Origin of the sequence: Qipengyuania algicida (genome assembly GCF_009828025.1) — a bacterium.
Taxonomy (GTDB): Bacteria; Pseudomonadota; Alphaproteobacteria; order Sphingomonadales; family Sphingomonadaceae; genus Qipengyuania; species Qipengyuania algicida.
This window is the reverse complement of sequence record NZ_WTYA01000002.1, coordinates 291206-303561: the sequence shown is the minus strand read 5'-3', so window position 1 is coordinate 303561 and position 12356 is coordinate 291206. Positions and strand designations below refer to the sequence as shown.

Below are 12356 nucleotides of genomic sequence, written 5' to 3'. Positions count from 1 at the left end.
TGCACGTGTCCCTGAGTGGCTACGCGTAATCTACCGCATGATCAGGCGCGATCTCTTTTTGTCGATGTTTGGGATAGGCGCAGGTCAATTTATCCTGCTAGTGTCGATGCCACTTCTAGCGCGAGCCTACGGTTCTGCGGAATTTGGCACCTATTCGGTAATTTACGCTGTTGCCGGTATCGTGGGGACTATTGCTGCACTGCGAATGGATCTTGCACTTGGTGGTGCGGACGATGTCGATGTGGCGGTATTTGCGCGTGCCTGTGTGGTGCTGCCCTTTCTGGTCGTCCCGTTGGCAATTGCGATACTTTGGGTGGCGCTGAAAACTCCTTTGAGCGTCAATATCCCATTTTCCGCATCAGACTTGCCGATGATTGGAGCAATCGGGCTCTTTCAAGGATTAATTTTCATTGCTTCGGGGCTCTGCACGAGGCTAGGCATGTTCTGGCTGTTTGCAACCATCAAGGTAGTACAGCCTTTGGTCTTTGCGCTGGCAGCATTATTGGCGGTTCACAATCTTGTGATCTCCATGGCGATCGGTGCGGCGGTATCGGCGGGCTTCGGTTTGACTGCTCTTCGTGGAATTACTCTGCGTCGTGGTTGGCGCGAAAGTGCTGGTGCGCTTATTCGGATGTGGCAATACCCGGTTATATCCACACCCATGGCTCTTCTAAATGTTCTTGCGCTCGCACTGCCATTGCTTGCGATCGCAACTGCCTATGGCGCCCGTTCAGCGGGCGACTACGCACAAGTGCAACGCCTACTTGGTGCTCCTCTAATCTTGGTTGCGACCGCAGGAGGGCAGACTTTCATTAAGCACGCTGGCGATCGCTTGCGTGCTGGCTCATCGGTGACGCCGCTGTTCTGGCGTTTTGTCGCGGCGATGACGGTTCTGGCTGCCATGACCATGGCAGCTACGGCAACCGTTGGACACCCGATTCTACGTTCATTGGTGGGGCCGGGATGGAGAACCGATGGAACATTTCTTGTTCTCGTGCTGCTTCCTGTGCTCTGGCGTGTCATAGCGAGTCCGGTTTCGTTCATTCTGGTCCTCACCAATCGCATCGGAACTCTTGGCGCATGGCAATTAGCCTACTTCGTTTATACTGTTGTTACGCTCGAAATTGGTGCAAGGCTTCTGAATCTCGATGATTTGCTACTTATTTTTGGTATTGGATGTTTCTTTATGTATGCGGCGTACTTGACTCTATCGAGTTGGGCTGCGAGCAACGCAAATGAAAGGCCAAAAATTTAGATCTTAAAGATAGCGACACAATATCTGTGGCGCAGTTGGCGCTTCCCTCAAACTAGTTCCGCGGAACGGCGAATGATCAGTTGCTTCGGTAGTCTGGGGCGTCAGCTAGCCTGCTCCTATATGGCGCCTGCGTGAGACTCGCGTAGTTGGTATGGGTGTCTTTGCAGCTTACGGTCGGGAGCTGCAGACGTTCGGGCGCTTTCATGAGCGTTCCGCAACCGAGCCACAGTTGCCCCATTTGAGAAGTGCAATGTTCATTTACACCCTGCCGTGGTTTTGCATTCTCACTGATTCGGAAATCCCTTGGATACAAATTAACAATGCCACTGATGCAATCTCTTCCGTGCCCCCTCGCCATCGTCGGCAAATACCTTATTATAATTAGTTTATAATCCCTAATAAGTATATCTAAAACTCCATCCTTTCACCATCAAATAAATAAACAGGAATAATATGGTACTCTACGAGACGGTATGATGCATAAAAATATTTACAGGTATCCATTTTTTCAAATAAATACGAGCTTGACAAAGACCTTTATCGATATTCAATGCATTACTGCTTCATGTATAGTGGGAATCATCCGGGTAGTCTTTGCGGGGCCGTTTTAGGTGATTGCTATGAAATCGAAGGTAAATCGAAGCGCTTCGCGCGGTAAAGTGTGCCATCTTACATCGGTCCACAGAGTCAACGACATACGCATATTTCGCAAGGAATGTGCGACATTGTCCCGCGCTGGCTTCGATGTGACACTTGTGGGTGTCAAATCGCCGGAAATTTTGTCGGGAACAAACATACAAATCGTCAATCTGCCAACTCCAGAGAACCGTGCGACGCGAATGATTGGCCAGACCTATCGGGTGTATCGAGAGGCTTTGAAGGCAAATGCCCAAGTATATCACTTTCACGACCCCGAGCTACTTCCCTGTGGCTTAATGCTGAAGAAGTTCACAGGAGCCAAAGTAGTCTTCGACTCGCACGAGTGCTTTCGTGAGGATGTAGTAGAAAAGGATTGGATCCCAAAAATATTACGAAAGAGTGTCAGCTATGGTGTCGGCGCAATTGAAGACTTTGTTGTCGAAAAAATAGATCTTGTGATTGCTGCTACTCCCCATATTGAAAAATTCTTTTCAAGTAGAGCCAATAGTGTCGTAACAATTAATAATTATCCTATTGCTGACGAATTTAAATTTCCAAATTTACAGGAAATTGATCGCACTGGCGTTTGTTATGCCGGCGCGCTCAGTCCTGCGCGTGGAATTTTACCTTTTCTGGATGCCGTCGCGCTGATCGATCGTGACATCCCGGTTCATATCGCTGGTACTTTTGCAAATGATGCATTTGAAGAAGCTGTGCGATCTCATCCAAGTTGGCGATATATCACTTATCATGGCCAAGTAGACCGAAAGGTGGTCGGTCAAATTTATGCATCATGTTTCGCTGGAATCGTTACCCTCCTCCCGGCGCCAAACCATGTCAATTCTCAGCCGAACAAGCTGTTCGAGTATATGTCATCTGGGCTCGCGGTCATTGGGTCTAACTTTCCGATATGGAAGAGCGTTATTGAGGACGGTGAGGCAGGGCTTCTCGTCGACCCGTCTTCACCGTCCCAGATTGCTGCCGCAATCCAGGTACTCCATGAAGATCGTGTGCGCGCTGAGCGCATGGGGCAGCAAGGTGCCAGGCTCGTGCGTGAACTCTACAATTGGAATCGCGAAGGCGAGCGGCTAGTCGAGGTGTATGATGACCTTCTTGCGAGCTGACGCGCATCGCTTTGGAGCCGACAGTCGGCCACGAACCGGACTATTGGGGTGGGTAACGCGCTCACGGCTAATAAGCGTGGTTGCGCTGATAGCACTTTATAGCGTCCTCAGCACTCTTTATGACCACATCGTTGCTCCTCGCTATGCATTTGGCTCTTTTCGAATAGATCCGCGCCCTGATAGATGGGTGGAATTCGGGGTTATAGCTATCCTTGGCCTCTCGCTTCCAACCGATCCTCGGCGCATGAGCCACATATTCGCTTGGCTTTCGGCGATATTTCTACTTCTCCCGGCAGCCGTCCTGTCTGCGATACAGGGAAGCGATCGTTACGCTATGTTTCTGATGTTCGGCGGGGTTTGGTTCGTCATGTTTCTGTGCTGGATCATGCAAAAAAATGCAGTTGATTTTTCACTCGATACTAGGCCACGCCAAGCGAAAATAAATATAGCTGTATTGTTGGCAATGCTTTTCGCTGTCCTAGCGTTTCTTGCTTTCCATGTTGGCGGAAAGATGAACTTTTCGCTTTCAAGCGTTTATGACTATCGCGAAGACTTCAATGAGTCGCTTAGATTTCCGCTCAATTATCTCCTGCCATTCGCGGCAGGTCCTCTCTCAGGCCTCATTGTTGCATGCGCGCTCCATGAGAAGAAATATTATATTATCGCCATGACGGTAATATCTGGAATTTTATTCTTCGGATTGTCATCACACAAGGCAATGTTATTTTACCCATTTTTTGTTATTATGATTTATATTTCCTTGTCACACAGGTCAGGTCACCTGTATTTGATAGGCGTTTTCCTTTTTCTTACCTTTCTCACCGTGATTGCTGTTGGTACAAGATGGGAAGATTTGCTTGGGTCTTCGTTTGCAAACCGTCTGGTTTTCATTCCGGCTCAAATCCACTACTACTTCTTTAGAGAATTTGCCGAAATTGGCCCACAATACTGGGCCGAAAGTAGGTTTGGGTTTGGCTTACACGCGTCGGACCTCCCTTTGCCCTCAGTCAACTATATTGGTTTCCTGATGACTGGCGATGCACAGATCGGCGCAAATACCGGATGGATTGCTAATGGCTTCATGAATGCAGGAGTTATCGGAATAGCGTTCTACGGAGTCATTTTGGCCGTAACTCTTCACGTTGTTGATATATTAGGGGGGCGATACGGATATAGCTTTATTGGAGCTGCCTTCATCGTGCCCATATTTAGCTTTGTGAATTCAATCGACTTACTAGTCGGATTTCTCACGGGCGGTTTGGGTTTGTTATTTATATTGGTATTCGCTACGGTCAGGCCAGGTCGACTACTTGTCAAAGATGCGATCGGTGCTGATTAATGGGGCATCTTCGCTCTGTCTCGTCGCTGGTGACCGCGGTAATTCCGAGTTTTAATCATCGGGACTACATCACCCGTTCGATTGAAAGCGTGCTGGCGCAGGACTATTCACCCGTTCAATTGGTTGTGATAGACGACGGATCGACGGACGGATCGGCAGATCTCCTACGAAATTTGGCTAAAGGCGGCTCGTTCGAGCTTTTTGAGCAGGAGAATCAGGGAGTTTGCCGCACTCTGAATCGAGCGATACGAGAGCATGCTCGCGGCGATTGGATTGCCTTGCTGGGTTCAGATGATTTGTGGCGTCCGGATAAACTCCGCTTGCAGATGGCCGAAATTGCTAAAAATCCTCACTCGCATTTCTGCTTTTCGCAAGCCCGCACATTTTCGGACGAGGCACAGCTTGATGGCGGCCGAATTTTCCCTCACCACGTGCGACGAGGCTCCGTTCTTAATCAAGTGTTCCTCAGGCAGCATGTTCCTGCTGGAACAATGCTGTTTTCTCGAGACTTGTATGACGAATTGGGGGGATTCGACGAATCGTTGCGCGAAGAGGACTGGGATTTCGTCATTCGCAGTGCGGCGGCAACAAAATTTTGTGCAATTGCGGAGCCGTTGCTTTATTACCGCTCTCATGCAACGAACACGATGAAGACTTCGAAGCGCAGCAGGATATTTCAACAGAAAATGCAAATACTATCGAAAAACCGAAATTTGGTTTCTCCACTGAGACGTTTGACGGCTATTGCTCTTCATTTCGTTCATGACTTCGTTTGGTCGCGATTGGTGCGATCGTAATTGCAATGACGCTGAAGATCAGCCGATCAGCTAGTGTTCACGAACTCGCTGAGGTGCAGCCAGGCTGTGCGATCGGCGCACGCACTAGGGTATGGCAGTTTGTTGTTGTGATCTCTGGCGCGAGAATTGGCGAGGATTGCAATATTTGCTCGCATGTCCTTGTTGAAGGGAAGGCGGTCATAGGTGACCGGGTGACAGTCAAATCTGGAGTTCAATTGTGGGATGGCATTACGCTAGAGAATGATGTCTTTGTCGGTCCTAATGTGACTTTCACAAATGACCTTTTCCCTCGTAGTCGCGCCCGCTCCGGCGAGTTGGTAGGTGCAACAGTGAAATCGGGCGCTTCAATTGGGGGGGGGGCGACAATTTTGCCAGGCGTTACCATTGGTGCAGGTTCAATGGTCGGGGCGGGTGCTGTTGTAACGCGCGATGTGCCAGGAGACACAGTCGTTGTCGGAAATCCAGCTCTTTTTGTGCGAAAATTGTGAGAGGCTAGCTTGGCGATTGCTGATTGTAGGCTGATGGAGCTACCCAAGATCGGTGACCGTCGGGGTGACCTGACATACGTTGAATCGCGACGGCATATCCCCTTTGACATTGCGCGTGTTTACTACCTTTACGGCGTTCCTACTGACGCTGAGCGCGGCGCACACGGACACAGAGAATTGGAGCAACTGATCATTGCAGTTGCGGGAAGTGTTGAGCTTGTCATCGATGATGGCCATAGCCAGAAAAGCTATACGCTAGATGATCCAACAAAGGGCCTATACCTTTGCCCAATGGTATGGCGGGACCTACGTTGTTTCTCCAGCAACGCAGTTGTTCTTGTTCTCGCTTCGCATCCATACGACGAGCGGGATTATTTTCGTGACTATTTGAAGTTTAAGAGAGCGGTGGCCGAGAGTGAACGTCAACTTCCTTGACCTTCGTAGCAACTACGAAAGCATACAATCTGAAGTTGAGGCCGCAGTTCTGCGGTCGCTCCGGTCTGGCCAATATATCGGCGGGCCGGAGGTCGAGGCGTTCGAAAGTGAGTACGCGCAGTTTTGCGAATCTGAATATTGCGTAGCAGTTGCAAATGGACTTGAGGCGCTGCAGCTATCGATTGTGGCGCTGGGAATCGGCGCCGGTCACGAAGTGCTTGTCCCGTCAAATACCTTCATCGCGACTTGGCTGGCGGTTAGTCACTGTGGTGCTACTTGCATTCCGATCGAGCCTGATCCGGCAACTTGGAATATCGATCCAAGACGGATCGAGGAATCCATATCCGACAAAACTCGGGCGGTTATCCCGGTCCACCTGTACGGACAACCTGCCGCTATCGATCCTATCCTAGCGATTGCCGAACGTTATTCGTTGAACGTCATTGAGGATGCAGCACAGGCTCACGGCGCTAGATATCTTGGGAGACGCATAGGAAGCCATTCGAAACTTTGCACCTGGAGCTTCTATCCAGGGAAAAACCTGGGGGCGCTTGGTGATGCGGGGGCGATTACTACTAACGATGCTTCGCTTGCCGAGAAACTGCGCTTGCTGCGCAACTACGGCTCTATCGTTCGCTATCACCATCTTGAGCGCGGCTACAATAGCCGAATGGACCCGGTTCAGGCAGCAATTCTCCGTGTGAAACTACCATATCTGGAAGGTTGGAACGAGCGGCGCCGTGCCATAGCTCGTCGGTATCAAGAGGGTCTTGCTTCAGTGCCGAACATTGTTGTCCCTACGGTTGCCGAGGGGGTTGAGCCGGTTTGGCACCTTTACTGCATCTTGCATCCAGAACGTGACCGGCTGCGAGTTTTGTTGCAGCAATCAGGAGTCGAGACATTGATTCACTATCCAGTTCCGCCGCATCGTCAAGCTGCATATCGTGATTGCGATTTCCGCGGGCGTTCGCTCGAAATTGCCGAGAATTATGCTGATCACAGCCTCAGTCTGCCGATTGATCCGATGATGAGTGATAATCAGGTAGACTATGTGATCCAGGCAGTCGTTCAGGCTGTGAAGCTTGTATAATAAATGATGGAGCGGAAAGCGCCTATTCGTCGCGCGGTGACGCAAGACCTTGCGGCGATCGCTACGGTACATCTCGCTGCCTATTCAACATCGCACTTCACATCTCGGCTGTCGTCAAATGCGCTTATGCGTTATTATGAATTGTTTCTGGATGGCGGATCCGAAGCTCTTGTATTTGAGGCATCTGCGGACGAACGGCGCGGCGAAATAGTTGGCTTCGCAGTATTCGGAACCGGGATCGCTGAAAAAATTGCCAAATTCAAGAAAGAAAACTGGGGCGCAATTTCTCGAGCCGCAGCCCAGCATCCCATGCAAGCCTCCTCCAAACTGATACGTCGACTAATGGCGCGTTCGACTAAATCGAACGCCCCACCGCCCGCAGATCATCTCCTGCTCTCTATCGCAGTTTGCCGGCCCCGCCGTGGCATCGGGGGGCATTTGCTGGATGCCGCATTGTCTCAGTCGAGAGAAGCTGGAGCGGATCGTATGGGGCTTTATGTAAATGTCGACAATATTGGCGCAATCAATCGCTATGGGTCACGTGGCTTTGCGGTCCGAGCGCTCCATGGGTCTCAGTTCTACATGGAGAAACAATTGGTTGCGAATAACGAGGATTAGAGCTTTGCGGACTCGGTCGCGGCGGCTATGGGGTTTCGCCGGACCTACATTTGAAGGATCATGCCATTATCCTTGCCGTCGCTGGTCTTGATCAACCTCGATGGACCTTGATTGATGAGCTTCTTGTGATTTTATGCTAAAACGTCTTTTTCCGATAGCGTTGGTCGTTGCACTTTCGGCGTGCGCTGGAAGTCCGCCAATCGAATCCACGGGTCGATTAACTGTATTGCAGTCGCAAACTGAACTGCCTGCACCCGTCCGCAGCGATCTAGTCGCACCAGATCGTGTGTCTCTGATCGGGCCGTTGGATACGATCTATGTGGATGTATTCGGTGTTCCAGAGCTTAGCAGAGAAATGCAGGTAGATGCTAGCGGAAGGATATCCATGCCGCTAATCGGTACGGTCGATGCCGGGGGCAAGACCGCAGAAGAGCTGTCAAGCTCGATTAGCAAGAGACTTGCGGGCCGTTTCGTTCGAAATCCAGATGTTACCGTGAACATACGGAGCTCTGTCAGCCAGGTTGTCACGGTGGACGGGCAAGTCGTCGAGCCCGGCCTTTATCCGGTGACCAACCAGATGACATTACTGCGCGCGATTGCTTCGGCTAAGGGAACCACGGAGTTTGCGCGTGACAAGGACGTCGTAATTCTTCGAAGCGTGCGTGGCCAGCATTTCGCGGGGCTTTACAATATCGATGCAATTAGGCGAGGCGTGTATGATGACCCACCAATTTTCGCCAACGATGTGATCGTTGTCGGGGACAGTCCAGCAAGGCGTCGATTCAAGGATATCGTTTCCCTATCGCCGCTATTGGTGTCGCCAATCATCGCGCTATTCCGACTGTGAGGCCATGAACATACTTTCATCTAAGATTGGGTCGGGAATGCCCGAGGCTGGATCTGACTCGAGGAATTCCGCTGAGTCCGTCTCTCCCCTTCGCGATTATCTTCGTATTGCGCTGCGTTGGCGCTGGGTAATTTTGGGGGCAATTGTTTCGGCAGTGTTGCTGAGTTTGATCATCACGCTGCTGATGACGCCGAAATTCACCGCAACTTCCACGATTGAAATTTCCCGTGACGGGGATCAGGTCACAAACTTTCAGGGCGTACAACGCGACGTAAGTGTCGCCGATCAGGAGTTCTATCAAACTCAGTACGGGCTTCTGCGATCGCGCTCCCTATCAGAACGAGTGGCCACCGAATTGCGTCTGGTCGACGATCCCAGTTTTTTTGGCATGTTTGATCACGATGATAATGGCAATGCATTCCGCTTGACGAATGGTCGTTATTCTGCGGCTGGACGAGCTTATCGTCGACGGATGGCCGGTGAAATATTGCTCAGAAATCTGAGTGTCGACCCGACCAGACTTTCGCGATTAGTCGATATTCATTTTACAAGTCCAAGCGCTCCGTTTTCGGCGAAGGTCGCGAATGCTTGGGCTGATAATTTCATCAAAGTGAATCTCGAACGCAAGGTGCAGGCGACTTCGTATGGCCGAGACGTGCTTCAGCAGCAGTTGGCCGACTACAAACAGAAGCTTGACGACTCGCAGCGCCAGCTTGTTGCGTACGCTTCCAAGGAGCAAATCATAAATCTTCCTGGTACGCCCGGAGAGAACGGGGCGGCGGGGCAGGAACGTTCAATAGTTTCTGACGACCTTGCAGCATTGAATGCCGCGTTAAGCAAGGCAACTGCAGACCGGATCGAGGCTGAAGCCCGCTATCGCCTTGCTGGCGGTTCAGGTGCATCAACTGAAGCGCTCAATAACTTTGCAATAAATAATCTGCGCCAGCGTCGGGCAGAATTGGCGGCTCAATATCAGCAGATGATGGTGCAGTTCGAGCCGACCTATCCGGCGGCAGTCGCTCTGAAATCGCAGATTGACCAACTTGACAAGTCAATTTCGCGCGAAGAAGCGCGAGTCTCGCAATCTCTCGAATCGGACTATCAGCAAGCCAAAAAAAGAGAGCGGGTTCTGCAGTCTAAAGTCGATAGTCTAAAGGGCAGTTATCTCGACTTACGCCGACGCAGCATTCAATACAATATTTTCCAACAAGAAGTTGATACCAACCGAGCACTCTATGACGGATTGCTACAGCGTTTCAAGGAGATTGGAGTTGCTGGCGGAGTTGGTGTCAACAATATTTCGATTGTCGATACAGCGCAGGTGCCGGACAAGCCTTCAAGCCCCAGGCTGTTGTTAAATATTGCCGTCTCGCTTGTCCTCGGCTCCGTACTCGGTGCAGCTCTTGCTTTCGGACTAGAGCAGCTGGATGAAACCATCACGGATCCCTCCGAGGTCGAGCGACGGCTTGGACTGCCACTTCTGGGATCGATCCCGAGAGTCGAACACGAAACCCCGAAAGAGGCTTTGCAAGATAGAAAGTCAGATCTGGTCGAGGCTTATCTCGCTGTTCAAACAAGCTTAGCATTCACCACAGAGCACGGCGTGCCAAGAGCCATAGCCGTTACCTCAACGAGACCCGCGGAGGGGAAATCTACGACGGCACTTGCTTTGGCAACAACGCTGGCCAGAGGTGGGCGGAAAGTTTTACTTATTGATGGCGATATGCGCTCACCGTCGGTCCATCAGTTGGGCGGGGTTGGCCATGAACGCGGGCTGAGCAATTTCCTTGCCGGCGAAGAGGATATTTCAAGTTTAACTTTTGAGATGTCAGACCTAGGCATCTTTGCCATGACTGCAGGTCCAATTCCTCCCAATGCGGCCGAGTTGTTGACAGGATCACGACTATCGAACTTACTCACTCGGTTGCGCGACACCTATGATCATGTGGTGATTGATTCACCTCCAGTAATGGGGCTCGCTGATGCACCACTCATTGCCACACGCGTAGAGGGAATCATCTACGTAGTTGAATCAAGGGGAATCCGCGTAAATCAGGTCAAAACGGCCATATCGAGATTGGAAGCCGGAAATGCGCATATCTTTGGCGGTGTGCTCACCAAGTTCGATGCACGCAAAGTCGCTTATGGCTATGGTTATGACTACGGGTACAGCTACGGACGATCGGACGAGCGTGCGGAGGAAGCCTAGCCGTGTCTCTTGCCAGTACGAAGCAGGTGGTTGATCTGCATAGCGTAAAGTTACATAGGGTTACGCTGGCATTTGTTGCCGTTATGTTTGGTGGTCTGGCAGTGGCGAACGCGGCTGGAAACGTCGTAGCCAAGGTCGACCCGATCCAAGCCCATGTGCTGGCGCCTTGGGATGGTCGGATAACTGCCGACGCGGCGAACTTGAGCTTTGCAATGCGTCCAGACGCAAATGAAAGTTCCGATCCCGCAAAGCTGGCCAAACTTGCGCTCCGACAGGATCCAACAACCGTGAAAGCATTGAACGTGCTCGCTTTTCAGGCGCAGTTGCGGGGCGATACGAGGAGGGCGAACGAAATATTCGCCTATTCCGCGAATCTCTCTAGGCGGGAGTTGCGACCTCAAATATGGAAAATTGAGAGCTCAGTTGCACGAGGTGACATTCGAGGGGCGCTCAATAATTATGACTTGGCTTTGCGAACGTCGACAGAGGCGAACAGTCTTCTGTACCCGGTACTTAAAGTTGCCATTTCTGAACCGAAAATTCGCGCTGCTCTTTTGCAACTTTTGTCTAAGCGGCCAAAATGGGCGCCGAGCTTCTTGAGCTATCTTGGGAGCAGCCGTACAAATGCGGTCGCAGCGATGCACCTTTTCATTGAAGGTGGGTCCAATCTACCAGCGACGAATCAGGACCGCGCCAATTTAGTTAAAGCATTGATATCGGATGGCAAATATGACGATGCTTGGAATTTTTATCGGACATTGCACCCACAAGCAGATCGGCGAATGTCACGTGATCCAAACTTCGTCGTTGAGGAGGGTCTGAGAACACCGTTTGATTGGCATGTTCCGGAAGATGCGATCGGTTTCGCTACACTCCTTCGGACACGTCAAGGCGGTTTATTTGAATTTTCAATGCCACCTGCAACAGGCGGAGCCATGCTCAAGCAATTGGAAATGCTTCCGCCCGGCATCTATCATTTGGATGGCCAGAGCAGCGGGATATCTCAGCCTTCCGGATCACTTCCATATTGGTCCCTGACATGCTTGAATGGCAACCAGCTGGGACGATTCAATCTGACCAATTCAGATGTAAACGGCGGACGTTTCTCGGGCGAGCTCAAAGTACCAGCACACTGTAACATTCAAGTATTGTCGCTGATCGCGCGATCTTCTGACGAGGTTGAAGGGCTTACCGGGCAAATCTTACATGTCGCGTTGAGACCAAAAGAAGGGCGATAGGCAAATGGAGCAGTTGAGCCCGAAAGTGCGCAAGTCGTGGCTAGCAATAGCCAGGGCGATAAGTATTGTTGTTGCGGGAGGACTTGTCACAAGCCCAGCGTTTGCGAAAATAGCACACCAAACTGCGAACGAAAATTATTCAAATCCGCTGCATCAAACTAAATCAAGGGCCCAGCCGAATTCGAATTCCGATGGGGGTCAGACAGCTGATGCCGGAAATGGACAGATCGGTACGCGCCAAAGCTCTTCTGATATGCTCGTCTCTGCTCAGCCATTA

11 protein-coding genes are annotated in these 12356 nt (G+C 51.0%); all 11 read left to right on the top strand.

Going from position 1 to position 12356, the window contains the following annotated elements; all coding sequences use genetic code 11:
* Positions 1-37: 37 nt before the first annotated feature.
* The 11 genes from GRI58_RS03900 to GRI58_RS03850 all read left to right on the top strand — a co-directional run bounded on the left by GRI58_RS03900 (position 38) and on the right by GRI58_RS03850 (position 12079).
* Positions 38-1255, top strand: coding sequence for a lipopolysaccharide biosynthesis protein (locus GRI58_RS03900; RefSeq protein WP_160752255.1), 1218 nt, complete (start codon positions 38-40; stop codon positions 1253-1255).
* Between the two features lie 725 nt (positions 1256-1980).
* A complete protein-coding gene (locus GRI58_RS03895) occupies positions 1981-3018 on the top strand; it encodes a glycosyltransferase family 4 protein (RefSeq protein ID WP_160752254.1) in 1038 nt (345 codons plus the stop codon).
* Between the two features lie 76 nt (positions 3019-3094).
* Positions 3095-4357, top strand: a complete 1263-nt coding sequence (locus GRI58_RS03890; RefSeq protein WP_160752253.1) for a hypothetical protein — start codon at positions 3095-3097, stop codon at positions 4355-4357.
* On the top strand, positions 4357-5154 hold the full coding sequence (locus tag GRI58_RS03885) for a glycosyltransferase family A protein (protein WP_160752252.1): 798 nt from the start codon (positions 4357-4359) through the stop codon (positions 5152-5154). The genes GRI58_RS03890 and GRI58_RS03885 overlap by 1 nt, the downstream gene beginning before the upstream one ends.
* A gap of 5 nt (positions 5155-5159) precedes the next feature.
* Positions 5160-5642 (top strand): acyltransferase, encoded by a 483-nt coding sequence (locus GRI58_RS15775; protein ID WP_160752251.1) that lies wholly within the window; start codon positions 5160-5162, stop codon positions 5640-5642.
* A gap of 33 nt (positions 5643-5675) precedes the next feature.
* Positions 5676-6077, top strand: coding sequence for a sugar 3,4-ketoisomerase (locus tag GRI58_RS03875; RefSeq protein ID WP_160752250.1), 402 nt, complete (start codon positions 5676-5678; stop codon positions 6075-6077).
* Positions 6058-7167 (top strand): aminotransferase class I/II-fold pyridoxal phosphate-dependent enzyme, encoded by a 1110-nt coding sequence (locus GRI58_RS03870; RefSeq protein WP_160752249.1) that lies wholly within the window; start codon positions 6058-6060, stop codon positions 7165-7167. Before GRI58_RS03875 ends, GRI58_RS03870 begins: the two co-directional genes overlap by 20 nt.
* A gap of 126 nt (positions 7168-7293) precedes the next feature.
* On the top strand, positions 7294-7785 hold the full coding sequence (locus GRI58_RS03865) for a GNAT family N-acetyltransferase (RefSeq protein ID WP_237452073.1): 492 nt from the start codon (positions 7294-7296) through the stop codon (positions 7783-7785).
* A 133-nt stretch (positions 7786-7918) separates the two neighbouring features.
* Positions 7919-8632: a polysaccharide biosynthesis/export family protein gene (locus GRI58_RS03860; RefSeq protein ID WP_160752247.1), complete on the top strand. Its 714-nt coding sequence runs from the start codon at positions 7919-7921 to the stop codon at positions 8630-8632.
* Positions 8633-8636: 4 nt separating this feature from the next.
* On the top strand, positions 8637-10841 hold the full coding sequence (locus tag GRI58_RS03855; protein ID WP_160752246.1) for a GumC family protein: 2205 nt from the start codon (positions 8637-8639) through the stop codon (positions 10839-10841).
* A 2-nt stretch (positions 10842-10843) separates the two neighbouring features.
* Complete coding sequence (locus GRI58_RS03850; protein WP_160752245.1) at positions 10844-12079, top strand: hypothetical protein; 1236 nt, start codon at positions 10844-10846, stop codon at positions 12077-12079.
* Positions 12080-12356: the final 277 nt, after the last annotated feature.

What these genes read in the sequence shown, in the direction of transcription:
- GRI58_RS03855 (WP_160752246.1), top strand. Translation starts at nt 8,637, where the DNA reads ATGAACATACTTTCATCTAAGATTGGGTCGGGAATGCCCGAGGCTGGA.
- GRI58_RS15775 (WP_160752251.1), top strand. Translation starts at nt 5,160, where the DNA reads ATGACGCTGAAGATCAGCCGATCAGCTAGTGTTCACGAACTCGCTGAG.
- GRI58_RS03885 (WP_160752252.1), top strand. Translation starts at nt 4,357, where the DNA reads ATGGGGCATCTTCGCTCTGTCTCGTCGCTGGTGACCGCGGTAATTCCG.
- GRI58_RS03900 (WP_160752255.1), top strand. Translation starts at nt 38, where the DNA reads ATGATCAGGCGCGATCTCTTTTTGTCGATGTTTGGGATAGGCGCAGGT.
- GRI58_RS03875 (WP_160752250.1), top strand. Translation starts at nt 5,676, where the DNA reads ATGGAGCTACCCAAGATCGGTGACCGTCGGGGTGACCTGACATACGTT.
- GRI58_RS03860 (WP_160752247.1), top strand. Translation starts at nt 7,919, where the DNA reads ATGCTAAAACGTCTTTTTCCGATAGCGTTGGTCGTTGCACTTTCGGCG.
- GRI58_RS03865 (WP_237452073.1), top strand. Translation starts at nt 7,294, where the DNA reads ATGCGTTATTATGAATTGTTTCTGGATGGCGGATCCGAAGCTCTTGTA.